At 72.7% G+C, this 26,032-nt stretch carries 26 protein-coding genes; 16 read left to right on the plus strand and 10 right to left on the minus strand.

All coding sequences use genetic code 11. From position 1 onward, the window contains the following. Nucleotides 1-88: 88 nt before the first annotated feature. From A3Q37_RS09050 to A3Q37_RS09075, 6 genes are all read left to right on the plus strand, one after another. Complete coding sequence (locus A3Q37_RS09050; protein WP_065480508.1) at nucleotides 89-1,195, plus strand: alanine--glyoxylate aminotransferase family protein; 1,107 nt, start codon at nucleotides 89-91, stop codon at nucleotides 1,193-1,195. 310 nt (nucleotides 1,196-1,505) lie between these two features. Further along, the gene (gene ectA, locus A3Q37_RS09055) at nucleotides 1,506-2,036 is read left to right on the plus strand and encodes a diaminobutyrate acetyltransferase (RefSeq protein WP_078566394.1); all 531 of its coding nucleotides are present in this window, start codon (nucleotides 1,506-1,508) and stop codon (nucleotides 2,034-2,036) included. A 194-nt stretch (nucleotides 2,037-2,230) separates the two neighbouring features. Further along, a complete protein-coding gene (gene ectB / locus A3Q37_RS09060) occupies nucleotides 2,231-3,493 on the plus strand; it encodes a diaminobutyrate--2-oxoglutarate transaminase (RefSeq protein ID WP_065480511.1) in 1,263 nt (420 codons plus the stop codon). A 90-nt stretch (nucleotides 3,494-3,583) separates the two neighbouring features. After that, nucleotides 3,584-3,982 (plus strand): ectoine synthase, encoded by a 399-nt coding sequence (locus A3Q37_RS09065; RefSeq protein WP_006123624.1) that lies wholly within the window; start codon nucleotides 3,584-3,586, stop codon nucleotides 3,980-3,982. A gap of 3 nt (nucleotides 3,983-3,985) precedes the next feature. After that, the gene (gene thpD, locus A3Q37_RS09070; RefSeq protein ID WP_065480515.1) at nucleotides 3,986-4,879 is read left to right on the plus strand and encodes an ectoine hydroxylase; all 894 of its coding nucleotides are present in this window, start codon (nucleotides 3,986-3,988) and stop codon (nucleotides 4,877-4,879) included. 100 nt (nucleotides 4,880-4,979) lie between these two features. Beyond that, nucleotides 4,980-6,014 (plus strand): VOC family protein, encoded by a 1,035-nt coding sequence (locus A3Q37_RS09075; RefSeq protein WP_065480518.1) that lies wholly within the window; start codon nucleotides 4,980-4,982, stop codon nucleotides 6,012-6,014. Here the strand turns inward: A3Q37_RS09075 and A3Q37_RS09080 are convergent. Continuing rightward, nucleotides 5,990-7,060 (minus strand): alkene reductase, encoded by a 1,071-nt coding sequence (locus tag A3Q37_RS09080; protein ID WP_065480521.1) that lies wholly within the window; start codon nucleotides 7,058-7,060, stop codon nucleotides 5,990-5,992. The two genes, A3Q37_RS09075 and A3Q37_RS09080, sit on opposite strands and share 25 nt — an antisense overlap. Before the next feature lie 176 nt (nucleotides 7,061-7,236). Between A3Q37_RS09080 and A3Q37_RS09085 the strand changes: the two genes are divergently transcribed. Next, complete coding sequence (locus A3Q37_RS09085) at nucleotides 7,237-7,758, plus strand: MarR family winged helix-turn-helix transcriptional regulator (RefSeq protein ID WP_065480524.1); 522 nt, start codon at nucleotides 7,237-7,239, stop codon at nucleotides 7,756-7,758. Between the two features lie 69 nt (nucleotides 7,759-7,827). Here the strand turns inward: A3Q37_RS09085 and A3Q37_RS09090 are convergent, their stop codons facing one another. Continuing rightward, nucleotides 7,828-8,886: an aminotransferase class V-fold PLP-dependent enzyme gene (locus A3Q37_RS09090; protein ID WP_065480527.1), complete on the minus strand. Its 1,059-nt coding sequence runs from the start codon at nucleotides 8,884-8,886 to the stop codon at nucleotides 7,828-7,830. 93 nt (nucleotides 8,887-8,979) lie between these two features. Beyond that, a complete protein-coding gene (locus tag A3Q37_RS09095; RefSeq protein ID WP_065480531.1) occupies nucleotides 8,980-9,696 on the minus strand; it encodes a DsbA family oxidoreductase in 717 nt (238 codons plus the stop codon). Between the two features lie 146 nt (nucleotides 9,697-9,842). Here A3Q37_RS09095 and A3Q37_RS09100 point away from each other — a divergent pair, with 146 nt between their 5' ends. Beyond that, entirely contained in the window at nucleotides 9,843-10,226 is a 384-nt protein-coding gene (locus A3Q37_RS09100) for a VOC family protein (RefSeq protein ID WP_065480540.1), read from the plus strand. A gap of 44 nt (nucleotides 10,227-10,270) precedes the next feature. Here the strand turns inward: A3Q37_RS09100 and A3Q37_RS09105 are convergent, their stop codons facing one another. Beyond that, on the minus strand, nucleotides 10,271-11,794 hold the full coding sequence (locus A3Q37_RS09105) for an aldehyde dehydrogenase (NADP(+)) (RefSeq protein ID WP_079137712.1): 1,524 nt from the start codon (nucleotides 11,792-11,794) through the stop codon (nucleotides 10,271-10,273). A 273-nt stretch (nucleotides 11,795-12,067) separates the two neighbouring features. On the opposite strand from A3Q37_RS09105, the gene A3Q37_RS09110 reads away from it, so the two are divergent. The 7 genes from A3Q37_RS09110 (at nucleotide 12,068) to A3Q37_RS09140 (ending at nucleotide 19,099) form a co-directional block, all read left to right on the plus strand. Beyond that, nucleotides 12,068-12,838: an IclR family transcriptional regulator gene (locus A3Q37_RS09110; protein WP_006123634.1), complete on the plus strand. Its 771-nt coding sequence runs from the start codon at nucleotides 12,068-12,070 to the stop codon at nucleotides 12,836-12,838. After that, nucleotides 12,838-13,317 (plus strand): GNAT family N-acetyltransferase, encoded by a 480-nt coding sequence (locus tag A3Q37_RS09115; RefSeq protein WP_065480547.1) that lies wholly within the window; start codon nucleotides 12,838-12,840, stop codon nucleotides 13,315-13,317. Before A3Q37_RS09110 ends, A3Q37_RS09115 begins: the two co-directional genes overlap by 1 nt. Before the next feature lie 112 nt (nucleotides 13,318-13,429). Further along, the gene (locus A3Q37_RS09120; protein WP_065480550.1) at nucleotides 13,430-14,533 is read left to right on the plus strand and encodes a hypothetical protein; all 1,104 of its coding nucleotides are present in this window, start codon (nucleotides 13,430-13,432) and stop codon (nucleotides 14,531-14,533) included. Beyond that, nucleotides 14,530-15,834: a sensor histidine kinase gene (locus A3Q37_RS09125; RefSeq protein ID WP_065480553.1), complete on the plus strand. Its 1,305-nt coding sequence runs from the start codon at nucleotides 14,530-14,532 to the stop codon at nucleotides 15,832-15,834. Before A3Q37_RS09120 ends, A3Q37_RS09125 begins: the two co-directional genes overlap by 4 nt. Next, entirely contained in the window at nucleotides 15,831-16,493 is a 663-nt protein-coding gene (locus A3Q37_RS09130; RefSeq protein ID WP_065480555.1) for a response regulator transcription factor, read from the plus strand. The genes A3Q37_RS09125 and A3Q37_RS09130 overlap by 4 nt, the downstream gene beginning before the upstream one ends. Before the next feature lie 91 nt (nucleotides 16,494-16,584). Next, a complete protein-coding gene (locus A3Q37_RS09135) occupies nucleotides 16,585-18,036 on the plus strand; it encodes a penicillin-binding protein 2 (RefSeq protein WP_065480557.1) in 1,452 nt (483 codons plus the stop codon). Between the two features lie 130 nt (nucleotides 18,037-18,166). Next, nucleotides 18,167-19,099, plus strand: coding sequence for an alpha/beta fold hydrolase (locus A3Q37_RS09140; RefSeq protein WP_065480560.1), 933 nt, complete (start codon nucleotides 18,167-18,169; stop codon nucleotides 19,097-19,099). 70 nt (nucleotides 19,100-19,169) lie between these two features. On the opposite strand, the gene A3Q37_RS09145 is transcribed toward A3Q37_RS09140, so the two are convergent. From A3Q37_RS09145 to A3Q37_RS38315, 6 genes are all read right to left on the minus strand, one after another. Further along, on the minus strand, nucleotides 19,170-20,324 hold the full coding sequence (locus tag A3Q37_RS09145; RefSeq protein WP_065480563.1) for an LLM class flavin-dependent oxidoreductase: 1,155 nt from the start codon (nucleotides 20,322-20,324) through the stop codon (nucleotides 19,170-19,172). A gap of 25 nt (nucleotides 20,325-20,349) precedes the next feature. Further along, nucleotides 20,350-21,522, minus strand: coding sequence for an SfnB family sulfur acquisition oxidoreductase (locus A3Q37_RS09150; protein WP_065480566.1), 1,173 nt, complete (start codon nucleotides 21,520-21,522; stop codon nucleotides 20,350-20,352). Between the two features lie 85 nt (nucleotides 21,523-21,607). Continuing rightward, nucleotides 21,608-22,162: an NADPH-dependent FMN reductase gene (gene ssuE / locus A3Q37_RS09155; protein ID WP_065480570.1), complete on the minus strand. Its 555-nt coding sequence runs from the start codon at nucleotides 22,160-22,162 to the stop codon at nucleotides 21,608-21,610. A 73-nt stretch (nucleotides 22,163-22,235) separates the two neighbouring features. Continuing rightward, nucleotides 22,236-23,453, minus strand: a complete 1,218-nt coding sequence (locus tag A3Q37_RS09160) for an acyl-CoA dehydrogenase family protein (protein ID WP_065480574.1) — start codon at nucleotides 23,451-23,453, stop codon at nucleotides 22,236-22,238. Continuing rightward, on the minus strand, nucleotides 23,450-24,574 hold the full coding sequence (gene sfnG / locus A3Q37_RS09165; RefSeq protein WP_065480577.1) for a dimethylsulfone monooxygenase SfnG: 1,125 nt from the start codon (nucleotides 24,572-24,574) through the stop codon (nucleotides 23,450-23,452). The genes A3Q37_RS09160 and sfnG overlap by 4 nt, the downstream gene beginning before the upstream one ends. A 220-nt stretch (nucleotides 24,575-24,794) precedes the next feature. Next, a complete protein-coding gene (locus A3Q37_RS38315) occupies nucleotides 24,795-24,866 on the minus strand; it encodes a putative leader peptide (RefSeq protein WP_350310323.1) in 72 nt (23 codons plus the stop codon). 155 nt (nucleotides 24,867-25,021) lie between these two features. Between A3Q37_RS38315 and A3Q37_RS09170 the strand changes: the two genes are divergently transcribed. After that, nucleotides 25,022-25,933 carry a LysR family transcriptional regulator gene (locus tag A3Q37_RS09170; RefSeq protein ID WP_065480580.1) on the plus strand — a complete coding sequence of 304 codons (912 nt, stop codon included), beginning with the start codon at nucleotides 25,022-25,024 and terminating at the stop codon, nucleotides 25,931-25,933. Nucleotides 25,934-26,032: the final 99 nt, after the last annotated feature.

Here is a 26,032-nt window from a genome sequence, read left to right on the forward strand (position 1 = left end):
TACGCCGCACTGTACGAGGCCGCCGACGGGCCGTCGGTAGGCTGCCAGTGCCTTTCGACCGACGGACGAACCCGAAGAGAGCCCCACCGTGACGCACCCCTTCCTCGACCTCCCCCCGCTGACCGCCGGCCACTTCGCGGCGATCGAGCGGCGCGTGGCCCGGCTCCTCGCCACGGAGCAGGACGTCGTCATCACCCAGGGCGAGGCGCTGCTCCCGCCGGAGGGCTGCATCCGCGGCGGCGCGCGGCCCGGCTCGACCGCGCTGAACGTGGTCACGGGCCCGTACGGGCAGACCTTCGGCAACTGGCTGCGGGACTGCGGCGCCCAGGTCGTCGACCTCGCGGTGCCCTTCCACACGGCGGTGACCGCCGGCCAGGTCGCCGAGGCGCTGGCCGAGCACCCGGAGATCGACTTCGTCTCGCTGGTGCACGCGGAGGCGGCGACCGGCAACACCAACCCGGTCGCCGAGATCGGCGAGGTGGTCCGGGCGCACGGCGCGCTGTTCATGCTGGACGCGGTCGCCTCGGTGGGCGCCGAGCCGCTGCTGCCGGACGCGTGGGGCGTCGACCTGTGCGTGATCGGCGCGCAGAAGGCCATGGGCGGGCCCGCCGGGGTCTCCGCGGTGTCGGTGAGCGCGCGGGCCTGGGAGCGGATCGCCGCCAACCCGGCCGCGCCGCGCCGCTCCTACCTCTCGCTGCTGGACTGGAAGGAGCGCTGGATCGACGGCGGCCGCACGGCTCTGCCGCACGCCCCGGCGCAGCTGGAGATGCTGGGCCTGGAAGCGTGTGTGGCCCGGATCGAGGACGAGGGCCTGGAGACGGTGATGGCCCGCCACGCCTCGGCCGCCGCGGCGACCCGGGCCGGGGCGGTGGCCCTCGGCGGCGGTCTCGGTCCGTACGTCCACGAGGCGCGGGACGCGGCCCCGGTGGCGACGACGCTGCGCGCCCCGGCGGGGACGGACGCGGCCGCGCTGGTCGCCGCGGCACTGGCGGCGGACCCCGCGCTGCCGCTGGTCGCGGGCGGTGGGGCGCTGTCCAAGGAGATGATCCGGGTCAACCATTACGGGGCGGATGCGACGCGGGGCGCGGTGCTGTCCTCGCTCGCGGCTCTGGGGGCGGCGCTGACCGATGCGGGCCGGCAGGTCGATATCGAGGCTGCCCGCCGGGCTGTTTCGGAAACCTGGCCGAGCAGCTAATTTATCCATAATGCGGGGAGCTGCTTTATCGAAAGCAGCTCCCCGCATTCTTCTGCCCGCTTTCCCGTCGGCTAAACGCGGAAGTTTTCGCGAGGCTCGAACTTCATGATTCGGACACGTTCCAGGAGAGTTACGACCCTGTGACCGACTCCACACCGGCGGCGTTATGCCCGTTAAATTCGGGACAAAGCGGGGGAAGTTCTACCCGGATCATGGTGCGGCTCGCGCACGCCTGATAACACATGGACGCCCTTCACCCAACCCTTCACGTCGATGCAATTTCGAAATTTGCTGGGTAAATTCAATTCGCATGACCGCCGCACCAGCAGATCTTGCCCGTGCCCGAAGCGAATTCCTCAGTATCGATGCGCCGCGAGTGGAGGACGGAGCCGCGATCTGGCGCATTGCCCGCGACTCCCAGGTCCTGGACCTGAACTCCTCGTACAGCTACCTGCTGTGGTGCCGTGATTTCGCCGCGACGTCCGTCGTCGCCCGTGGCGAGAGCGGCGAGCCCATCGCCTTCGTGACGGGCTACATCCGGCCCGACCGCCCCCAGACCCTCGTCGTCTGGCAGGTGGCCGTCGACGCGGCCCACCGCGGCAAGGGGCTGGCCGCCACGCTGCTGGACGCGCTGACCGCCCGGGTCGCCGCCGACCAGGGCCTGTCGTCCGTGGAGACGACGATCACCCCGGACAACACCGCTTCCGACCGGCTGTTCACGTCCTACGCCCAGCGGCACGACGTGGCGCTGGAGCAGGAGGTCCTCTTCGACGGCGACCTGTTCCCCGAAGGGACCCATCTGCCCGAGGTGCTCTACCGGATCGGCCCGTTCGCCACCTGAGCCCGCCCGGGCGCGCCGCCGGCGTACCCGACCCGTACGCCCGCCGCCCGACCCCCGCCCGGCGCACCCGACGAGTGCGCCCGGCCCCACGACATTTCGCGCCGGCCGACCACCCGGCGCGGTCCCGGCCGCATCCGTGCGGCGGGGAGCACGAGACCACCGCCCGTCACACCCCCTCACGCAGGAGATCCGCTGTGACCATCACCCCGCCCGCACTGAGCGTCTTCGAGACCCTGGAGTCCGAGGTCCGGAGCTACTGCCGCGGCTGGCCCGCCGTCTTCAACCGTGCGCAGGGCGCCCGGCTGACCGACGAGGACGGCCACTCCTACCTGGACTTCTTCGCCGGGGCCGGCTCGCTCAACTACGGCCACAACAACCCGGTGCTGAAACGAGCGCTGATCGACTACATCGAGCGCGACGGCATCACCCACGGCCTGGACATGGCGACCACCGCCAAGCGCGCGTTCCTGGAGACGTTCCAGAACGTGATCCTGCGCCCGCGCGACCTGCCGTACAAGGTGATGTTCCCCGGCCCGACCGGCACCAACGCCGTCGAGTCGGCGCTGAAGCTGGCCCGTAAGGTCAAGGGCCGGGAAGCCGTCGTCTCGTTCACCAACGCCTTCCACGGCATGTCGCTGGGTTCGCTGGCCGTCACCGGCAACGCCTTCAAGCGCGCCGGGGCCGGGATCCCGCTGGTGCACGGCACCCCGATGCCGTTCGACAACTACTTCGACGGCACGGTCCCGGACTTCCTGTGGTTCGAGCGGCTCCTGGAGGACCAGGGCTCCGGGCTGAACAAGCCCGCCGCGGTGATCGTGGAGACGGTCCAGGGCGAGGGCGGCATCAACGTCGCCCGCGCCGAGTGGCTGCGGGCGCTCCAGGACCTGTGCCACCGCCAGGACATGCTGCTGATCGTCGACGACATCCAGATGGGCTGCGGCCGTACCGGCGGGTTCTTCTCCTTCGAGGAGGCCGGGATCACCCCGGACATCGTCACGCTGTCGAAGTCCATCAGCGGTTACGGGCTGCCGATGTCGCTGTGCCTGTTCAAGCCGGAGCTGGACATCTGGGAGCCGGGCGAGCACAACGGCACCTTCCGCGGCAACAACCCGGCCTTCGTCACGGCCGCCGCCGCGCTCCAGGCGTACTGGGCGGACGGCCAGATGGAGAAGCAGACCCTGGCCCGCGGCGAGCAGATCGAGCAGACGCTGCTGGCCATCTGCGCCGAGGAGCCGACCGCGCGGTTCCGCGGCCGGGGCCTGGTGTGGGGCATGGAGTTCGAGGACCCGGCGCGGGCCTCGGCGGTCTGCGCCCGCGCCTTCGAGCTGGGGCTCCTGCTGGAGACCTCCGGCCCGCAGAGCGAGGTCGTCAAGCTGCTGCCGCCGCTGACCATCACCCCCGAAGAGCTGGACGAGGGCCTGCGCACGCTGGCCCGTTCCGTCCGCGAGACGGCCTGACCCGGTACCGCCGGGGCAGGTGGAAGAAGAGAGGTCCCGGGCCGCGAGGCCCGGGACCCCGTGCAGAGAAGAGAAAGGCAACCGCTCACCGTGATCGTCCGATCGTTCAGTGACATCGAGAACACCGACCGGCATGTGAAGGCCGCGTCCGGCACCTGGGAGAGCAAGCGCATCGTGCTCGCCAAGGAGAAGGTCGGATTCTCGCTCCACGAGACCGTGCTGTACGCGGGCACGGAGACCTCCATGTGGTACGCGAACCACATCGAGGCGGTGCTGTGCACCGAGGGCGAGGCCGAGCTCACCAACGACGAGACCGGCGAGAAGCACTGGATCACGCCCGGCACGATGTATCTGCTGGACGGACATGAGCGGCACACCATGCGGCCCAAGACCGACTTCCGCTGCGTGTGCGTCTTCAATCCCCCCGTCACCGGACGGGAGGACCATGACGAGAACGGTGTCTACCCACTGCTGACCGAGGAGGGCTGAACCATGACCACCGAAGTACGCGCCGATCTGTACCCCTCGCGCGGCGCCGCCGAGATGACCACTCCCCGCCAGGACCCGGTCATCTGGTCCGCGCCGGGCGCACCGGGTCCGATCGCCGCCAAGGACCTCCAGAGCTACGAGCACGACGGTTTCCTCAGCATCGAGCAGCTGATCACGCCGGACGAGGTCGCCGTCTACCGGGCGGAGCTGGACCGGCTGGTCGCCGACCCGCTGATCCGCGCCGACGAGCGCTCCATCGTGGAGAAGCAGTCGCAGAACGTGCGGTCCGTCTTCGAGGTTCACAAGATCAGTGAGGTCTTCGCCGGGCTGGTCCGCGACGAGCGGGTGGTGGGCCGGGCCCGCCAGATCCTCGGCTCGGACGTGTACGTCCACCAGTCCCGGATCAATGTGAAGCCGGGCTTCGGGGCCTCGGGCTTCTACTGGCACTCGGACTTCGAGACGTGGCATGCGGAGGACGGTCTGCCGAACATGCGGACGGTGTCCGTGTCGATCGCGCTGACGGAGAACTTCGACACCAACGGCGGGCTGATGATCATGCCCGGTTCGCACAAGTCGTTCCTCGGCTGCGCGGGCGAGACGCCGAAGGACAACTACAAGAAGTCGCTCCAGATGCAGGACGCCGGCACCCCGTCCGACGAGGCGCTGACGAAGATGGCCGACCGCCACGGCATCAAGCTCTTCACGGGCAAGGCCGGTTCGGCGACCTGGTTCGACTGCAACGCCATGCACGGTTCGGGCGACAACATCACCCCGTACGCGCGCAGCAACGTCTTCATCGTCTTCAACAGCGTGGAGAACGCGGCGCAGGAGCCCTTCGCGGCTCCGATCCGCCGCCCGGAGTTCATCGGGGCGCGGGACTTCACCCCGGTGAGGTAGCGCGACGCGCAGGCGGGAAGGGCCGGGACGGCGTACCGTCCCGGCCCTTCGCGCGTAACTCGCTGGACCGGGGCCCGAGTCGGCGGAGAGGGTGTCCGCCATGACTTCCCATGTACGCCACATCACGATCGACTGCGCCGACGCCTACGCGCTGGGCACCTTCTGGGCCCAGGTGCTCGGCGCGCCGCTCTCCGACGAGGACCTTCCCGGTGATCCGGAGGCGCTGGTCGAGACGCCCGGCGCGGCGATCCTCTTCGTACAGGTGGACGATCCCAAACAGACCAAGAACCGCGTCCATCTCGACATCCAGCCGGACGACCGCTCCCGCGACGAGGAGGTCGAGCGGCTGCTCGCGCTCGGGGCGACGCTCGTCGCCGACCACCGCAAACCGAACGGGCGCGGCTGGGCGACGCTCGCCGACCCCGAGGGCAACGAGTTCTGTGTGGAGTGCGGCGCGGCCGAGCGGGCGGCGCTGACCGGGACCCGGCTGCCGGTGACCGCCGACGATGTGACGACCGCCGTGCGGCTCGCGGTGGACGTGCTGGCGAAGGCCCCGGCGGACCGCTGGGAGGCCAGGGCCGGTTCGCTGGAGTGGACCTGCTGGGAGACGGCGGAGCACCTGGGCGACGATCTCGTCTCGTACGCCGTGCGGCTGGGCCCGCGGACGCCTCCGCTGGAGCAGAACCTCCCCTTCCGGTGGACCTCCGAACGGCCGGGCGGCCAGGAAGGTCTGCTCTTCGTCGACCGGTCGGCCGGGCCCGCCGGGCTGCTGGCGACGGTGGAGGCGCGCGGGGCGCTGCTGGCCTCGATGGTGCGGACGACGCCGCCCGGGGTGCGCGCGTACCACGTCTACAGCGTCTCGGACCCGGAGGGCTTCGCCGCGATGGGGGTGGTGGAGACCCTGGTGCACGCCCATGACATCGCGGAGGGGCTGGGGCTGGCGTGGGAGCCGCCCGCCGCGCTCTGCGACCGGGCGCTGGCCCGGCTCTTCCCGGACGCGCCGGCGGGCGGCGACCGGTGGGCCGTCCTGCTGTGGGCCACCGGCCGCGCCGAGCTGCCGGGCCACCCGCGCCGCACCGAGTGGCGGTGGGACGGGCGGCCCCTGGAGGATCAGACGGCGTCGAGCGCCGGGTAGTCGGTGTAGCCCTTGGCGTCGCCGCCGAAGAAGGTCGACGGGTCGGGGGTGTTGAACGGGCCGCCCGCCTTCAGCCGGGCGGGCAGGTCCGGGTTGGCGAGGAAGAGCGCCCCGTACGAGATCAGGTCGGCGATGCCGTCGTCGATCACCGTGTGGTCGCCGGGGCCGGTGGGGCCGTCGGAGTGCACGTTGATGACGACGGTCCCGGAGAAGGCCTTGCGCAGCGCGAGGGTCAGCTCGCGGATCGGGGTGGCCTCCAGGATGTGCAGATAGGCGAGGCCGAGCGGCTCGATGGCGCGGACCAGCGCGGTGTACGTGGCCTCCGGCGCGGGCTCGTCGATGTCGTTGTACGGGTTGCCGGGCGAGATGCGCAGTCCGGTGCGCTCCGGGCCGATCTCGGCGGCGACGGCCTTGACGACCTCGACGGCGAAGCGGGTGCGGGCCTCGTCGGAGCCGCCCCACGCGTCGGTGCGCCGGTTGGTGTTGGGGGCGAGGAACTGGTGGATGAGGTAGCCGTTGGCGCCGTGCAGCTCGACCCCGTCGAATCCGGCGGCCACGGCGTTGCGGGCGGCGGTGACGAAGTCGGCGACGGTCGCGCGGACCTCGGCGTCGGTCAGCTCGTGCGGCTCGACGAAGTCCTTCGGGCCGACGTGGGTGTAGACCTGCCCCTCGGCCTTGACCGGGGAGGCGCTGACGGGGACGAGGCCGTCGGGGAGCAGGACCGGGTGGCCGATGCGGCCCGCGTGCATGATCTGGGCGAAGATCTTGCCGCCCTGAGCGTGCACCGCGTCGGTGACCGTACGCCAGGAGGCGACCTGCTCGGCGCTGTGCAGGCCGGGCGTGGAGGGGTAGCCCTGGCCCACGACGGACGGCTGGATGCCCTCGGTGATCACGAGTCCGGCCGAGGCGCGCTGGGCGTAGTACGTGGCGGTCAGCTCGGTGGCGGTGCCGCCCTCGCCGGCCCGGCTGCGGGTCATCGGGGCCAGCGCGATGCGGTTGGCCAGGGGGGTGCCGGACAGATCGATCGGGTCGAAAACGGTGGTCATGAGGGCTCCCAGGGTAAGTATGTGGTCGGCCAACGATCGCCGCCGGGAGCAACTGTAACCCATTCATTGGCCGACCAAGGTAAAGTCGTCCGAAACCGTCGGGCATCATCGGAAGCCGCCACCGAGGCCAGCACCGAAGCCGCCGCGCCCCGCCCCGAGGACCCCAGGAGCCCGCCATGACCACCGGCCGCGCCACCCCCGCGGAAGACGCCTGTACGAACGCGCTGCCCACGGCGGCGCTCGGCGGGCCCGTCAGCCACGCCGTCTCGCGGGTGGCCCGGCTGCACCGGATCGCGGCGGGCAAGGCGCTCAGGGGGGTGGACCTCTACCCGGGGCAGGAACTGCTGATGATGCATCTGTGGGACCGGGGGGCGGTCCGGCAGACGGAGCTGATCAGGTCCCTGGAGCTGGATCCGTCCACGGTCACGAAGATGCTCCAGCGGCTGGAGCAGACCGGGCATGTGCGCCGCCGCCCCGACCCGGCCGACCGGCGGGCCGTGCTGGTCGAGGCGACGGACGAGAGCTGCGCGCTGCACACGGCGGTGGAGGCCGCCTGGGGCGACCTGGAGGAGCACACGCTCGCGGGCCTGGCCCCGGCCGAGCGCACGGAGCTGGTCCGGCTGCTGGCGAAGGTCGAGGAGAACCTCTGCCGGGAGACCGAGGACTGCCCCGACCGGCGCCGGGCCGCGTCCGCCTGAGCCGTACCCGTACGGCCCGAGCCGCGTCCGTAACGCCCCGAGCCGCGCCCGTACAGCTCAGGCCCAGGCTCAGGCCAGGAAATCCAGCAGCCGGTCCACATCGGCCTCGGTGTTGTAGAGGTGGCAGGAGATCCGCAGATTCCCGGCCGGGGCGGAGACCGCGATCCCGGCCTCCGCCAGCTCCGGCTGCCGGCCGTCGAGCCCCGGCACGGAGACGATCGCCGACTCCCCGGGAACGGCCTCGTGCCCGAGCTTCGCCAGCCCCGTCCGCAGCCGGGCGGCGAGCCCCGTGGCGTGCGCGTACAGGGCGTCCGTGCCGACCTCCCCGAGCAGGGCGAGGGAGTGCTCGGCCCCGTGGTACGAGAGGAAGGCGGGCGGCTCGTCGAAGCCGCGGGCGGTGGGGGCGAGGCGCTCCAGCGGGCCGTAGTTGCTCGTCCAGGGGGCGCCCGCGGAGACCCAGCCCGCGAAGAGGGCCGGCAGGGTGTCCTGCGCCTCCTCGGTGACGGTCAGGAACGACGTACCGCGCGGGCAGAGCAGGAACTTGAAGCCGCCGGTGACGGTGTAGTCGTACGCCCCGGCGTCCACCGGGAACCAGCCCGCCGCCTGGGTGGCGTCCAGCAGGGTGCGGGCCCCGTGCGCCGCGGCGGCCGCGCGGACGGCGGCGAGGTCGGCGACCCGGCCGTCGGCCGACTGCACGGCGGAGAAGGCGACCAGCGCGGTCGACTCGCGGACGGCCCCGGCGAGTTCCGCGAGCGGCGCGTACCGCATGCGCAGATCGCCGCGGAGCGCGAACGGGCTGACCACGGAGGAGAACTCGCCCTCGGGGCAGAGGACTTCGGCGCCGGGCGGCAGCGAGGCGGCGATCAGCCCGACATGGACCGTGACGGAGCTGCCGGTGGCGACCCGGTCCGGGTGGACGCCGACGAGCCGGGCGAAGCCGACCCGGGCGGCCTCCACGGCCTCGAAGCTGCCGGCCCCCACCCGGCGGCCGGCCGCGTTCTCGTCGGCCAGGGCCTTGACGGCGGCGATCGTGCGGCGGGGCAGCAGACCCCAGCTGGAGGTGTTGAGGTAGGTGACCTCGGGCGCGAATTCGACGGCTGCGGCTTGGATGGGCGCGAGGATCGTCATGCGTCCACCCTGGAGCCCCCTCAACTCAAAGTCAATTACCAAGAGTTAAGGGGAACACCAAAGAAATACTTATGGATCGCAGGCGACAGGAGCTCAGTCCCGGGGAACCTCGCAGGCCCCGTCCGTGTCGCAGGCCGCCGCGTCCCCGCCGACGGTGATCAGCGCGGTGGCGGGGCGGTCCTTCCAGGCCTGCTCCAGCGCCTGGACGAAGACCTCGGAGGGCTGGCCGCCGGAGATGCCGTAACGCCGGTCGAGGACGAAGAACGGCACGGCGTTGGCGCCCAGTTCGGCCGCCTCGCGCTCGTCGGTCCGGACGTCGTCCGCGTACGCCTCGGGGTCGGCGAGCACCGCGCGGGCCTCGGCGGCGTCGAGTCCGGCCTCCTCGGCGAGGGCGACCAGCACCTCGTCGTCGAAGACGGAGCGCTCCTCGGCGAAGTTCGCCCGGTAGGCGAGGGTCAGCAGCTCGTCCTGGCGGCCCCGGGCCTTGGCCAGGTGCAGCAGCCGGTGGATGTCGAAGGTGTTGCCGTGGTCGCGGCCCTCGGTGCGGTAGCCGAGCCCCTCGGACTGCGCGTTGGCGGCGACGTTGGCCTCCATCGCGGCGGCTTCCTCGCGGCTGCGGCCGTACTTCTCGGCCAGCATGTCGATCACGAGCGCGGTGTCGCCCTTGGCCCGGGAGGGGTCGAGCTCGAAGGACCGGTGCACCACCTCGACCTCGTCGCGGTGGGCGAACTCCGCGAGGCCCTTCTCGAAGCGGGCCTTGCCGATGTAGCACCACGGGCAGGCGATGTCGCTCCAGATCTCGACGCGCATGACTCTTCTTCTCTCCAAGGCTCACGGGGGGCGTGCGGAGAGGCCCTCCGTACGTCATGTCTCCGTACGAACACCAAACCTGACCTGGTGATTCCCGCCCCGCGACCCGCTGGCGTCCGGAGCGGAAATCGGGAAAGCTCGCGCGCATGGTCTCAGTGGTGCAGAACGTGGCGATCGACTGTGTGAACGCGTATGAGCTGGCGCGGTTCTGGAGCGAGGTGACCGGCCGTCCGCTGCATCCGGAGGACGAACCGGGCATGGCGGAGACACAGGTGATGATGGCGGAGGGCCCGATGCTCTATTTCCATCAGGTCCCCGAGCCGAAGAAGGGCAAGAACCGGCTCCATCTGTGTCTGCGCCCCGAGACCTCCCGCGAGGAGGAGGTGGAGCGGCTGCTGGCCCTCGGCGCCACCCTCGTCGCCGACCTCCGCAACCCGGACGGCTCCGGCTGGGCGGTGCTCGCCGACCCCGAGGGCAACGAGTTCTGCGTGCTGCGCAGCGAGTCCGACCGGGCCGCGACGGCTTCCTGACGCCCTGAGCCGACCCCGGGGGACGGCCGGGGCCGGGTGCGGGCTCAAGCGCGGCGGCCGTCCACCCTGCGGGGCAGGCCCAGCGGGTTGTCCTCGCGCAGCTCGGCCGGGAGGAGCGCTTCGGGGGTGGACTGGTACGTCACCGGGCGCAGCCAGCGTTCGATCGCCGTCGCGCCGACCGAGGTCGAGGTGGACGTGGTGGCCGGGTAGGGGCCGCCGTGGTGCTGGGCGGGGGCGACGGCGACGCCGGTCGGCCAGCCGTTGACGAGGATGCGCCCGGCGAGCGGGGTGAGGGCGGCGAGCAGCGGGCCCGCGTCGGGGTCCCCGGCCTCGTCGGTGGCGGTCTGGAGGGTGGCGGTGAGGTTCCCCGGCAGCCGGGCCAGGACGGCGGCGATCTCCTCGACGGAGGCGTACCGGGCGATCACGGTGACCGGGCCGAAGCACTCCTCCAACAGCGCGTCGTGCGGGCCGTCGGCGGTGAGCCGGGCGGCGGGCACGGTGAGGAATCCGGCGGAGACGGTGTGCTCGCCGGCCGCGCCGGGGGTGACCGGGGCGTCGACGTCCGGCAGCGCGGCCCGCTCCCGTACGCCGGTGACGAAGGCGTCCCGCATGCGGTGGTCGAGCAGGACGCCGGAGCCGGTCGAGCTGACCGTCTCGGTGAGGGTCTTCAGGAGCTGGTCGCCCGCCGCGCCCTCGGGGACGAGCACGAAGCCGGGCTTGGTGCAGAACTGGCCGACGCCGAGCGTCATCGAGCCGCCGAGGCCCGTACCGATCTCCCCGGCGCGCTCGGCCGCGGCGGCCGCGGTGACGACGACCGGGTTGAGGGAGCCGAGTTCACCGTGGAAGGGGATGGGGGCGGGCCGGGCGGCCGCCGCGTCGAACAGGGCGCGTCCGCCGCGTACCGAACCGGTGAAGCCCGCGGCGCTCACCAGCGGGTGGCGGATCAGCTCGACGCCCGCGTCGAAGCCGTGCACCACGGTCAGGACGTTCTCGGGCAGCCCGGTGCGGGCGGCGGCGCGGCGCAGGACCGAGGCGCAGAGTTCGGAGGTGGCCGGGTGGTCGGGGTGCGCCTTGACGACGACCGGGCAGCCGGCCGCGAGCGCGCTGGCGGTGTCGCCGCCGGGGACGGAGAAGGCGAGCGGGAAGTTGCTGGCCGCGTACACGGCGACGACCCCGAGCGGGATCTTGTAGCGGCGCAGGTCGGGCCAGGGCGGGGTCCGGGAGGCGTCCGGGTGGTCGATGTGGACATCCAGGTAGGCGCCCTCGTCGACGACCTCCGCGAAGGCCCTGAACTGGGCTGCCGTACGGGCGAGTTCGCCGGTGAGCCGGGCCGGGCCGAGGGCGGTCTCCGCGTCGGCGGCCTCGATGATGTGCTCGCCGGACTCCTCCAGCAGCTCCGCCGCCGCCCGCAGGAACGCGGCGCGCGCCGCCCGGTCGGCGAGGGCGTCCCGCACGGCGTGGGCCGACCGGACCGCGCGGTCGACCTCCTCGGCGGTGGCCTCCACGGCAACCTGCTCGCGCGGGTTCCCCGTTCGGGGGTCGACACTCCAGACTGGTACTGCGCTCACCGTGATTCCCTTCCGTCGCGCGACCGGCCCCGGCCGGTTCCCGGCCGCCGTGCGACCGCCGTCCCGCCGGCGTCCCGGCCGGCTTCGGCCACACATCAGCAAGTGTTCGGTATTCTGAACAGAGTTCCTGATCGTGAATGTCCTGGGACTCTATTTCCGGGCGTTCCGTGTTGGCAATCGTGTGGCGGCTTTTCGGACGGCGGCGCGTTCCGCGACGCGGGCGGCGACGCGGACGAGAAGTCGATGAGCTGGATGAAGAAGGGGGCGTGGGCGATGTCGGTCGCCGAGTCCGGTGGGGCACAGGTCAAGTCCGCGGTACGGACCGTGGAACTCCTCGAATACTTCGCGGGGCGGCCCGGGATGCACTCGCTGGCCGCCGTCCAGGAGGCGGTCGGCTACCCCAAGTCCAGCCTCTACATGCTGCTGCGCACCCTGGTGGAGCTGGGCTGGGTCGAGACGGACGCGACGGGGACGCGGTACGGGATCGGCGTCCGCGCGCTGCTGGTCGGCACCTCGTACATCGACGGCGACGAGGTCGTGGCCGCCGCCCGGCCGACGCTGGACCGGCTGTCCGACGACACCACGGAGACCATCCACCTGGCCCGCCTCGACGGGACGAACGTGGTCTACCTCGCGACCCGGCAGTCCCAGCACTATCTGCGCCCCTTCACCCGGGTCGGCCGCCGGCTGCCCGCGCATTCCACTTCCCTGGGCAAGGCGCTGCTGGCGACCCACAGCGACGAGCAGGTCCGCAAGATGCTGCCCGAGACGCTGCCCGCGCTGACCGAACACACCATCACTGACCGCGAGAAGCTCATCGAGGAGCTGCGGCTGGTCCGCGAGCAGGGCTACGCGGTGGACCGCGAGGAGAACACCCTCGGCCTGCGCTGCTTCGGGGTCGCGATCCCCTACCGGACGCCCGCCCGGGACGCGATCAGTTGCTCGGTGCCGGTCGCCCGGCTCACCCCCGGCCACGAGCAGATGGTGAAGGACGCCCTGTTCGACGCCCGGGACCGGTTGTCCCTCGCGACGCGGCGGCTCTGATGGCCGGGGTGTCGCTGCGCGCGGTGGAGGACGCCGACCTGCCGCTGTTCTTCGCCTGGATGAGCGATCCGGACGCGACCCGGGTCGCCGCGTTCACCCCGAAGGACCCCACCGACCGCGCCGCGTTCGACGCCCACTGGGCGCGGATCCGGTCCGGGTCCGGCGGGGTGGTGATGCGCACGGCGGTGGCCGACGGTGTCGTGGTGGGCCATGTCGGGGCGTACGGGGAGGTCGGCGACCGCCAGGTGACGTACTGGATCGACCGTGCGCACTGGGGCCGCGGACTGGCGACGGCCGCGCTGCGGGCGTTCCTCGCCGAGACGCCCACGCGCCCGCTGCACGCGCGGGCGGCGGCCGACAACCTCGGCTCGCGCCGGGTGCTGGAGAAGTGCGGCTTCGTGGTGACCGGCACGGACCGGGGGTTCGCCCAGGCCCGGGGCGAGGAGACCGACGAGGTGCTGGTGACGCTCCGCGCGTGACCTCGTGGGCCTCCCCCGTGCGGGCCTCCCCGCGCAGGCCTCCCCCGCGCGGCGGAGGCGGATCGTCGGCGGGCAGGACGTACGGGGGCGGCCCGCGCGGAAGCCTGGTGGCATGAGAGCGAACCTGCCCGCCGGCACCGGCGCACCGCCCGAAGAACGCACCGGCACCGGCGCACCGCCCGAGGAACCCCCGTACCGCGTCGGCCGCGCGCGGTCCGTGCTGCGGGTGGTCGCCATCGCGTCCTGCGTGCCGTACGTCGGCCTCAAGACGGCCTGGATGGTGGGCAGTCGGCTCGGTATCCCCGACGGCAGTCCGCTGCTGGACGGCGGCACCGCGCTGGCCGTCGCCAACGGGGCGACCGTGCTGATGGACGGTGCCGTCGTCGTCCTCGCGCTGCTGCTCACCCGGCCCTGGGGGCTGCGGGTGCCCGCCTGGCTGCTGGTGCTGCCGGTGTGGGTGGCGAGCGGTCTGCTGCTGCCGATCATGACGGCCTACCCGGTCCAGCTGCTCGTCCGGCTCCTCGGCGGTGGCGGCGGGCGGCCGGTCGGCGAGGGGAGTTCCGAACCGTTCCTCGACCCGTGGGTCTTCGGCGTCGTCTACGGCGGCTTCATCGTCCAGGGCCTGGCCCTCGGCACGCTCTTCGCGCTGTACGCCAGGGAGCGCTGGGGCCGTCTGTGGCGGGGGCGGCTGCGGGATCTGCCGGAGACCCCGACCTCGCCCGCCCTGCGCGTGACCGCCGTCGCCGCCGCGTCGGCCACTGTGGTCCCGGGCGTCACCCACCTGCTGTGGGCCACCGGTTCGACCGCCGGGCTGGAGGCGGGCCGGGCGGCGGACCGGACCAGCGACTTCTACGTCCTCGAAGCGGTCAGCCTGCTCTTCGTCGTGGTCGCCGCCGTCGGGGTACTACTGCTCGCCTTCCGGCGCACCGGCCGCCTCTCCCTGCGGCTGCCGCTGGTCCTGGCGTGGTGCGGTTCGGCGCAGATGGCCTGCTGGGGCGGGTGGTTGAGCCTCGCGGGGCTGATGGGGGCGGGCGAGGCGGCGGACCGGCCGACGGCGGCGACGATGGTGACCTACGCTGTCCAGATGCTGGCCGGGGCGCTCGTCGTGACGCTGGGCGCGTACTTCTTCGCGGAGCGCTCGGCCTTCTTCGCGGAGCGCTCGGCGGCGCGTTCTGTACCCGCGCGCGACGCGCCCCACGAGAGCCGGGTGGCATGAGGTTCCTCGCCGCGCTGTTCGGCCGGCGGGCCCGGCTGCGCTGGCTGCATCTGATCATCGGCGGGGCGCTGCTGATGCCGTATTTCCTGGTCGGCATGGTCCTGGTCGGTATGGCGGGCGGCGGGGAGCATCTCTTCTCCTCCCCACCCGCCCAGTTCGCCGCGTTCGCGCTCGCCCTGCCGATGGCGGCGGTCACCGGTTTCTTCGCGCTCGTCCGGCCGCTGTCCGTGGCCGCCGCCCGCGCCCTGTGCGGGGTGCCGCCCGCCCTGCTGGCCGACGGGCCCGCCCGGACCCGGCAGGCCCGGGTGCGTACCGCCGGCTGGTACACCCTGCATCTGGCGCTCGGCGGGATCATCAGCGGGGCCACGCTGGCGCTGCCGCCGTTCGCGGTGGGAGTGATCGCCCTGCCGTTCTTCCCGGGGCTGCGCGAGACCTTGCAGCCGGCCGCGGCCGAGGCGCTGGGGTCGCCGTGGGCCCTGGCCCTCGCGCCGTTCGCGGGGCTCGCGATGCTGGTGGCGCTGGCGCTGGTCGCCGCCGTGGCCGGGGAGGTGCTGGCCCGGCGGGCGCCGGTGCTGCTGGGGCCGACGCCCGAGGACCGGCTGGCCGCCGCCGAGCGCCGCGCGGCGGATCTGGCGGTGCGCAACCGGCTCGCCCGGGAGCTGCACGACTCGGTGGGGCACGCGCTGAGCGCGGTGACGCTTCAGGCGGGGGCGGCGCGCCGGGTCCTGGACCGGGACCCGGAGTTCGTCCGCGAGGCGCTGACCGCGATCGAGGAGACGACGCGGCGGACGGTCGGCGAGCTGGACTCGGTGCTGGGGCTGCTGCGGCAGGACGGGGAGCCGGACGAGGAGGAAGGAGCGGCGCACGGGCCGGGTCTGGAGGCGCTGGGCGGGCTGCTGGCGCGCTGCGGGGTGCCGGTGGCGTACGAGCGGGAGGGCGATCCGGAGGACCCGGGGGTGGTGGACCCGGTGGTCGCGCGGGAGGCGTACCGGATCGTGCAGGAGGGCCTGAGCAACGCCCTGCGGCACGGTGGGGGCGCGGCCTCCCCGGTGCGGCTGCTGATCGCGGTACGGGAACGGGAGAGGGAGTTGGAGATCGTGATGGAGAATCCGCTGGGCGAGCGCCCGGCCGTGGCGCGCCCCGGGGGCGGTCGCGGGCTGCGGGGCATCGCGGAGCGGGCCGTCCTGCTGGGCGGCCGGGCCGAGGCACGCCCGTACGACGGCGTCTGGCGGCTCACCGCCCGGCTGCCGCTGACGGTGCCGGGGACCAAAGCCACACGTACCGCGGAGGGGCGGCGATGAGCGGGGCTCCGGTGCGGGTGGTGCTCGCGGACGACGAGCGGATGGTGCGTACGGCGCTGCGGGTGATCCTGGAAGCCGAGGAGGGCATCGAGGTCGTCGGGGAGGCGACCACCGGCGCGGAGGCCGTCTCCGTGGTGCGGGAGCTGCGGCCGGACGTGGTGCTGATGGACGTACGGATGCCGGAGATCGACGGCATCCGGGCCACGGAGCAGATCCTCGCAACGCTGGAGGACCCGCCGAGGATCGTCGTCGTGACGACCTTCGAGAACGACGCGTACGTGTACGACGCCCTGCACGCCGGGGCGGCCGGGTTCCTGCTGAAGCGGGCGGCGGCGGAGGAGCTGGTGCAGGCGGTGCGCCTGGTGGCGTGCGGCGACTCGCTCCTCTACCCGGCGGCGGTGCGCACGCTGGCCGCCGAGCACGCCGCGCGGCGGCCGGCCAAAGCCCCGGCGTGGGTGGCGCGGCTGACCGAACGGGAGGCGGACGTGCTGCGGCTGATGGCGGCAGGGCTGACCAACGCGGAGATCGCGGGCCGGCTCTCGGTGGGCCCGGCGACGGCGAAGACGCATGTGGCGGCGGTCCTCGCGAAGACCGGCGCCCGGGACCGCACCCAGGCGGTCATCGCGGCGTACGAGTCGGGTTTCATCACCCTGGGCTGAGCGTCACAGCGGGGGCGGGCCGGGTGAGAAATCGGTGAGAAGCGGCATGACCGGGAACGGCCGGAGCGGGCCCGCTCGTCCCTCCAGCGGGATGAACAAGACAATCAGGCGCGCTTCGGTCTTCTGCCTGCTCATGGTGCTCGCCCTGCTGGTGCGGGCGACCTGGGTGCAGGGCTACGAGGCCAAGGCGCTCGCAGACGACGAGCACAACCGGCGGAACACCATCGCGCGGTACGCGCAGCCGCTCGGGGACATCATCGTGGCCGGTTCGCCGGTCACCGGATCGAAGGGGACCAGTGGCGGCGACCTCCGGTACAAGCGCACGTACACCCAGGGCGAGCTGTACGCGGCCGTCACCGGCTACAGCTCGCAGGCGTACGGGGCGACCCAGCTCGAAGGCATCCACAGCGACGTCCTGGACGGCACGGACAACCGCCTGAAGAACCCGGCCGACCTGATCACCGGCAAGCAGGCGAAGCCCGGCAACGTCCTGACCACCATCGACCCGGGCGTGCAGAAGGCGGCGTACGAGGCGCTCGGCGACGACAAGGGCGCGGCGGTGGCGATCGACCCGAAGACCGGCCGGATCCTCGGCATGGTCTCGACGCCCTCGTACGACCCGTCCACGATCAGCGGGACGACGGACGGCGACACCTGGCAGAAGCTGCTGGACGACCCGGACAAGCCGCTGGTCAACCGGGCGCTGCGGCAGCCGCTGGCGCCGGGCTCCACGTTCAAGCTGGTGGTCGCGGCGGCCGCGCTGGAGAACGGGCTCTACGGCTCGGTCGACGAGCGCACCGACAGCCCCGACCCGTACACCCTGCCCGGCACCAGCACGGTCCTGCGCAACGAGAACGCGTCCGCCCCCTGCGAGAACGCGACACTGCGCACCGCGCTCCAGTACTCCTGCAACAACGTCTTCGCGAAGGCGGCGGCCGACCTCGGCCAGGACAAGGTCAAGGAGATGGCGGACGCGTTCGGGTTCGACACCGAGAAGCTGGATGTCCCGGTGCGGGCGGCGAAGAGCGTGTATCCGACGGGCATGGACAAGGCGCAGACGGCGCTGACGGGAATCGGCCAGTTCGAGGTCACCGCGACCCCGCTCCAGATGGCGATGGTCAACTCGGCGCTGGCCAACGGCGGTGAGCTGGCGGCGCCGCACATGGTCTCGTCGGTGACCGACGGGGACGGCACGGTCCTGGAGGAGACCGAGGACGGCGACACGAAGCGCGTGGTGAAGGAGGAGACCGCCGAGCAGCTGCGCAGCGCGATGGTGACCGTGGTCGAGGAGGGCACCGGCACCAACGCGAAGATCGCCGGGGCCGAGGTCGGCGGGAAGACGGGCACCGCGCAGAACGGCGTGGACAACAGCAACACCCCGTACGCGTGGTTCACCTCGTACGCGAAGGACGACAGCAGCGGCAAGGAGGTCGCGGTCGCGGTGATCGTCGAGGACTCCGGCTCGGCACGCTCCGAGGTCAGCGGCAACGGGCTGGCCGCGCCGATCGCCCAGAAGATGATGAAGGCGGCCCTGGAGAGGTGAACGAACCCCCGGAACCTTTGACTTAGGTTACCCTTGCCTTACTTGGCGCCCCGGACGGTCCCGGGGCGCCAACGTGCCGATGTGCCGATGTGCCGATGTGCCGACGTGACGGACGTGTGGGGGTACGGGGATGGCTCCGGCGGAGCACGGAACGGGGCGCGACGCCGACGCCCCCGCCCACAGCCAGGGCGAGGCGGGCCACGCCCGCACCCGCGACGGGCGCGAGCTGTACTACCAGTGGCTGCCGGGTCCCTCAGGTCCTGACCCGGCCCGGCCGACCGTGGTCTTCGAGGGCGGGCTCGCCGCGGGCCGCTCCTACTGGGCGGGCGCGCAGGCGGCACTGGCCGATGTCGCGCCGACGGTGGTGTACGACCGCAGCGGTCTCGGCCGCAGTCCGGCCGCCCCGGCCGGGGTCTCGCGTCGGCTGCACGCGCTCGCCGACGACCTCAGTGACCTGCTCGACCACCTCGACCGTGTCGGCCCCGGCGGCCCGTTCCTCCTCGTCGGCCACAGCTGGGGCGGACCGCTGGTGCGGCTCGCGGCCGCCGCGCAGCCCGCGCGGGTGGCGGGCCTGGTGCTCGTCGACCCCACCGACGAGTCCTGCGATCTGCTGTTCCGGCCCTCGATGCGGCGAACCGAGCGGATCGGGCAGGTGGTGACGGTCGCGCTGGCCCGGCTGGGGCTGCTGGGCCGCGCCTACCGCTCGCTCACGGCCACGCTGCCGCCGGACGCCGCGGCCGACATGCGGGCCGAGGGCTACACCGTCGCGATGACCCGGACCCGGGGCCGGGAGCTGGAGGACGCGGCGGGCGACCTGCGGGCCCTGCTGGAGAACCCGCCGGGCCTGGCGGGGCTGCCGGTGACGGTGGTGTCGGCGGGGCGGGTCTCCCCCGGCATGCCGAAGTCCGTCCGGGAGCGGGCGACGGCGTCGCACGCGTACCGGGCCCGGCAGTCACCGCACGGCCGGCATGTGGTGCTGCCGGAGGCGGACCACATGGTGCTGACGACGTCGGCGGCGGAACTGGCGGAGGAGGTACGGAGGTTGGCGGTCCGAGGCCGGTGACACCGCCCCGCCCTCCTGCCTCAGCCCCGCCCTCCTGCCTTACTGCGCCCCGACCGCCTGCCCCGCCTGCCTACCGCGCCGCGCCCGCGAACGGGATCTCCGCCGCACCGCCCACGCGCACGGGCCCCGCCGGATGCGTCCAGAGCCCCGCCTCCGCCAGCCGGGGCAGCACGCCCTCGCCGAACCAGTACGCCTCCTCCAGGTGCGGGTAGCCGGAGAGCACGAACTCGTCGATGCCCAGGGCGTGGTACTCGCGGATCCGGTCCGCGACCTCCACGTGGCTGCCGACCAGGGCCGTGCCCGCGCCGCCCCGGACCAGGCCGATGCCCGCCCACAGGTTCGGGTGGATCTCCAGGCCGTCCCGCCCGCCGCCGTGCAGCTCCAGCATCCGGCGCTGGCCCTCCGACTCGCTGCGCCGCAGCCCCTCCTGGACCGAGCGCACGGTGGCCGGGTCGAAGCCCGCGAGCAGCCGGTCCGCCTCCGCCCAGGCCGCCTCGGAGGTGTCCCGGGTGATCACGTGGAGCCGGATGCCGAACCGTACGGCACGGCCCTGTTCGGCGGCGAGGGACCGGATCCGGGCGATCTTCTCCGCGACCTGGGCGGGCGGCTCGCCCCAGGTGAGGTAGACGTCCGCGTGGCGGGCCGCGACGTGTGCGGCGGCCGGGGAGGAGCCGCCGAAGTAGACCTCCGGCACGGGGTCGGGGAGCTGGGTGAGCCGGGCCTGCTCGACACGCAGGTGTTCGCCGGCCAGATCCACGGTCTTGCCGTCCCACAACTGCCGGACGATCTCCAGGAATTCACCGGTGCGGGCGTACCGCGCGTCCTTGTCGAGGAAGTCCCCGTACGCGCGCTGCTCATGGCTCTCGCCGCCGGTGACGACGTTCAGCAGCAGCCGCCCGCCGCTCTGCCGCTGGAAGGTGGAGGCCATCTGGGCGGCGAGGGTCGGCGAGACGAAGCCGGGGCGGAAGGCGACGAGGAACTTCAGCCGCTCCGTGTGCTGGCTGACCATCGCGGTGGTCAGCCAGGCGTCCTCGCACCAGGCCCCGGTGGGGGTGAGCGCCCCCGTGAAGCCCAGGTCCTCGGCGGCGCGGGCGATCTGGGCGAGGTAGCGGACCGTCGGCGGCCGGTCGCCGCCCGCCGCCGTGACCGGGGTGCCGTGGCCGCCGCCGACGACATGGCGGCTGTCGCCGTTGGTGGGCAGGAACCAGTGGAAGGTCAGGGACATCGTTTCTCCGAACAGGGTGGGGAGGTCAGAGCAGACCGTGGCGGGGCGGGCGGGTGCCGTTGAGGACGTACCGCCCGAGGTGCTGGATCTTCCAGCGCGCCGGGTCGTGCAGGGTGTGGGTGCGGGCGTCGCGCCAGTGCCGGTGCAGATTGAGGCTGCCGAGGGCGGCACGCGTGCCGGAGACCTCGAAGAGCGCGTCCGCGATCTCCAGCGCCGCGCTCCCGGCGTACGCCTTCGCCGCCGCGACCGCGATCGACGCCTCGGCCGCGCTGTCGTCGTCGAGGTCCACGCGTGCCGCGTCCACGGCCCGCGCGGCGGTGGCGAGCAGGGCGTCGGCGGCCCGGTGGCGCAGGGCCAGTTCGCCGAAGCGCTGGATGAGGAGGGGGTCCTCGGCGGCGGTGTCGTACCCGCTCTCGAACCAGGGCCGGCTCCGCGTCCGTACGAAGTCGGCTGCTTCCGCCAGCGCGCCTGCCGCGATCCCCGCGTCGATGGCGGTGTGCAGCAACTGGGCGATGGCTCCGTGGAGTTGGGGCCCGGTGAAGGTGAGGTGGTGGGGGACGACGTGGGCGGCGGGGACCTCGACGTCCGCCAGTTCCACCGTGCCGCTCGCCGTCGTCCGCTGGCCCATGCCGTCCCAGTCGTCGGTGACGGTGAGGCCGGGCGCGTCGGCGGGGACGTACGCGACATGGAGCAGGTCGTCGTCCGCGCGGGCGAGGACGGGGATCCAGTCGGCGAAGAGGGCGCCGGTGGAGTAGTTCTTCACGCCGGTGAGGCGGTACGAGCCGGCTCCGGCGGCCGTCAGCCGGGTGCGGATGTCCTGGAGGTGTTTGGTCCCGGCCTCGGACTGGGCGTTGCCGAAGCGCCGGCCGGCCAGCACCTCCGCGAAGAAGAAGGCCCGCTGCTCCGGACTGCCCTGCTGCCGCAGGACGTTGACGTACGCGAAGTGGCTCTGCGGGATCTGCGCCAGGCTGGCGTCGGCGGAGGCGAGCAGCCGGAAGACCTCCGCGAGGGTGGTGGCGGAGACGTCGGCCCCGCCGTGCTCGGCCGGGACGGTGACGGCGAGGAGACCGGTGGCGGTGAGCCGGTCGAGTTCGGCGCGCGGCAGTTCGCGGCGGGCGTCCCGCCCGGAGGCGCCCGGGCGGAACTCCTCGGCGAGTTCGGCGGCGGTGCGCAGCGCCTCGGCGTCGTCGCGGATCACCCGCGCGGTGAGGGGTGGTCGTCGTCGGGTCGGCGCGGTCACGGGCCTGCCTCCAGAAGGGGTCCAGAAGGGGTACGGATCAGGATCAGCGGGTGGCGGGGACGGGGGCCGTCCGGTCCAGGGCGGCGGCGAACTGGGCGACCACCTGGTCGAGCGGGGCGGCGGAGGCCGGGTCCAGGACCACTCCCCCGTCGTCGCCGGTCGTGATGTGCCGGTCGAGGACGAACCAGCCCGGGACGATGTGGGCCGCGCCCATCGAGGAGAGCACCGGGCGCAGCGCGTAATCGAGGGCGAGGACATGGGCGGTGGTGCCGCCGGTCGCCAGCGGGAGGACGGTCTTGCCGGTCAGCGCGTACTGGGGCAGCAGGTCGAGCAGCGTCTTCAGCAGCCCGGAGTAGGCGGCCTTGTAGACGGGGGTGCCGATGACGATGCCGTCGGCGCGGGCGAACAGCTCGGTGGCGCGGACGATCTCGGGGTGCGCGAAGTCCGCGCCGAGCAGGGCATCGGCGGGCAGAGTGCGGACGTCGAGCGGTATCACCTCGTGGCCCTGGGCGGCCAGGTCGGCATCGAGGTGGCGGAGCAGGCGGGCGGTGCGGGAGGTGGCGGAGGGGCTGCCGGAGACGGACAGGACAGTGGCCACGGTGACCTCGTTTCGGGGGGTGTGCCGGGCCCGGGGCGGTCGTGTATCCGCCCCGGGCCCGGCGGCGAGCCGGTCAGGAGTACCAGGTGGGTTCGGGGAGTTCGCCGGTCAGGACGTGCCGGCCGACCTCGCGCCGCTTGTATGCGACCGGGTCGTGCAGGGTGTGGGTGCGGACGTTGCGCCAGAAGCGGTCGAGGCCCTCGGCTGAGGCGGTGGCGCGGGCGCCGGTGACCTCGAAGATGCGGCTCGTGACCTCCAGCGCGACCTCGGTGGCCCGGGCCTTCGCCGCTGCCACCCGCACCTCGAACGCGGCGCGGGACTGCTCGGTCACCTCGTCCGGCGCGTCGTGCAGCTTCTGCCCCTCGGCGGCGACCGCGTCGGTCAGGGCTTCCACGGCCCAGAGCTTGGCGGTGAGGTCGCCGTACGTGTCGATGACGTACGGCTCGTCGACGGCCTTGTCGTACCCGCCGTGCAGCCAGGAGCGGGCCTTGGTGCGGGTGTAGGTGGCGGCGGTCTCCAGGGCCCCGGCGGCGATGCCCAGGTAGAAGCTGATGAACACCAGCTGGATGGTGGGCACGTTGAGGGTGTTGTAGACGCGGGGCCGGAACTCCTTGTCGACATAACCGGCGGCCGACGCCCACGGGGTGCGGACGCCGTCGATGGTGACGCCGCCGCTCTCGGTGAGGCGCTGGCCGATGTTGTCCCAGTCGTCGTGGAAGACCAGCCCCGGGCTGTCGGAGGGCACGATGGCGAAGATGTGCCGGTCGGTGCCTTCCAGGACGCCTTCGAGGACGGTGACGTCGGAGACCTTGCTGCCGGTGGAGAAGGTCTTGGCGCCGGTGAAGACGAGGTCGTCGCCGTCCTCGGTGACGACCACGTCGCTGTCGCGCGGGTTGACCGCGCCGCCGAAGAACCAGGTGTGCCGGACCGCTTCGGCCTCGACGTGCTCCCACTGTTCGCGGGTGCCGACGAGGCGGGCCGCCCAGTTCCAGAGGTAGTGGTAGCCGAGGAGCTGGCCGATCGAGCCGTCGGCCTTGGCGACCTCGCGGACCACCCGGTAGGCGGTCGTCCAGTCCTGTCCCCCGCCGCCGTGGGCGGCCGGGCCGAGCAGGGTGACGAGTCCGGAGTCCTTGAGCAGCTGGATCTCGGTGTACGGGGTGGCGCCCGCCTTGTCGCGGGCGGCGGCGTCGGTGGCGAGGATCGCGGCGACCTCGGCCGCGCGCTCGATCCAGGCGTCGGGGCCGGCGGGGGCCGGGAGGGTCTTCCACTGAGTGGGCGCGACGGTGCTCATGACGAACCTTTCGACGACGGACGGGCTTGGTGGTCCTCCAGCTCCCGCACGAGCGGCAGCACTTTCTTGCCGAAGTACTCGACCTCCTCGTGGTAGTGGAGGAAGCCGAGGAGCAGGAGGTCGACGCCGAGGCGCTTGTAGGCGACGATGCGCTCGGCGATCTGTTCCGGGGTGCCGATCAGCCCCGTACGGAAACCGTCGTTGTACTGGACGAGGTCCTCGAAGGAGGAGTCCTGCCACATGCCCTTGCCGTCGGCGGTGGAGCTCCCGGCCTGCTTGACGGCCGAGCCGAAGCCGTGGACGGCCTCCGTGTCGGCCTTGGCGACGATCTCGCGCAGGGTGTCGCGGGCCTCGGCCTCGGTGTCGCGGGCGATGAGGAAACCGTTGAGGCCGAAGCGGGGCGGGGTGCGTCCGGCGCTCTCGGCGGAGGCCCGGACGTCCTGGATCTGCTCGGTGACGCCGTCGAAGTCCTTGCCGTTGGAGAAGTACCAGTCGGAGACGCGTCCGGCCATCTTCCGGGCGGCGGTGGAGTTGCCTCCCTGGAAGATCTCCGGGTGCGGGCGGTCCGGCGAGGCGAGCGGCTTGGGCTTCAGGGAGAAGTCCCGGATGCGGTAGAAGTCCCCGGCGAGTTCGGCGTGGTCCTCGGTCCAGACGGCGCGCAGGGCCCGGATGAACTCCTCGGAGCGGCGGTAGCGTTCGTCGTGTTCCAGCCAGGGTTCGCCGAGCGCGGTGAACTCGTCCTTGAACCAGCCGCTGACCACGTTGACGGCGAAGCGTCCGTTGCTCAGGTGGTCGGCGGTGGCGCCGAGTTTGGCGAGGACGCCGGGGTGCCAGAGGCCGGGGTGAACGGCCGCGATGACCTTCAGCCGCTGGGTGGCGAGCAGCAGGGCGAGGCTGAAAGAGGTGGACTCGTGCTGGTACTCGGCGCCGTAGCTGGCCATGTAGCGGACCTGGCTGAGCGCGTAGTCGAAGCCGTTGTTCTCGGCGAGGACGGCGAGTTCGCGGTTGTAGTCGTACCCCCAGTCGGTGCGTTGCTCGATGGTGCTGGTGACGAGGCCACCGCTGACGTTGGGGACCCAGTACGCGAAGCGCACCGGGTCGGCGGAGGGCGGAGTGGGCATGCGGTTCTCCCGTGACAGGAAGGCGGGTCGGGCGCGGTGGCGGGCAGGGCGCGGCGGCCCCGGTGATCGAGAAACCCGATCAGGGGCGATGGGCGCGGAAGCGGAGCGCGAGGGCGTGCGGGGGCTCACACGGCCGTACGTGGGTGTGTGCGGTCGTACGCGGACGCACTCGGTCGTACGCGGGGAGCGCGAAGGAGGGTTCGGCCCCTCGGACCTCGCGTCAGCGGGAACAACAGAAGGCGCTGGAAACGCGGCCGAGGTCGATGTGGCGGCGACGGGTCAAGCGGCGCACATCCCTCTCCTTTCGCGTTCCGCGGCGGGCGCCCGGTGGATCGCGGGGCGCCTTCGGGTTCCAGAGTAGGGCGCGGGAACGCTCCAGGTCGAGAAGGCATCGGCGAGGGAGCGATAGGGTTCCCCTTCCACCGCCTCCGGAGATGAGGAACGGCGATGCGGATCGAACAGCTGGAGTACATCGAGGCCGTCACCCGGCTGGGGTCGCTGCGCCGGGCGGCGGAGGAACTGCACCTGTCGCAGCCCGCGTTGAGCGAGACCGTACGGAACCTGGAGCGCGAGCTCGGGGTGACCGTGCTGGACCGCAAACGGTCGGGGGCGACGATCAGCGACGCCGGGCGCGAACTGCTGCCGCACATCATCGGGGTGCTGGACGCGGTCGACCGGCTGCGCCGGGCAGCGGACGAGCAGCACCGCACGAGCCGGACGGTCCGGCTCGGCACGGTCTTCGCGGCGACGGTCCCCCTGCTCGTCCCGGCGATCCGGGAGTTCCACGCGCTGCACTCGGCCACCGAGGTGGAGGTGATCGCGGCCCAGCAGTCGGTGATCCACCGCTCCCTGCTGGAGGGCGGCGTGGACCTCGGCCTGGTGAACTACCTGGAGGGCGACGATCTGGCGCCCGACCTCCACACCACGGAGCTGCTGCGGGGCCGCCCGGTCGTCTGCCTGCGCCCGGACAGCCCGCTGGCGGCGCTGGAGTCGGTCGGGGTGGACGATCTGTTGAGCGAGCCGCTGATCGTGATGCGCTCCGGCTATCTGATGCACCGCTTCACCCACCGGCTGCTGAAGGGCCGGGTGCCCTCGTTCTCGTACTCCGCCGACGGCGCGGAGATGGGCAAGCTGATGGTGGCGGAGGGGCTGGGGGTCACCGTGCTCCCGGACTACAGCGTCATCGGGGACCCGCTGGAGCGCACCGGCGCGATCACCTGCCGCCCTCTGAGGGACGACACGACCACGGTGCTCCTGGTGGTGCAGCGCAGCCGCTCGGGCTCGGTCACCCGGGCCGCACGCGATCTGCACCGGATCTTCGTGGAGCGCGCGGAGGCACATCGTGCCGAGGACGTCTGAGGACGCCTAGGGAATCCGCCCGATGCCGCCGGAGGGCCTTACTCCCCACCATGAGCCGCACACAGCGCGGATGCGGGGTGGGGAGCGTGGAGCGGAGAG

This window comes from Streptomyces sp. PTY087I2, from assembly GCF_001687325.1.
Lineage (GTDB): Bacteria > Actinomycetota > Actinomycetes > Streptomycetales > Streptomycetaceae > Streptomyces.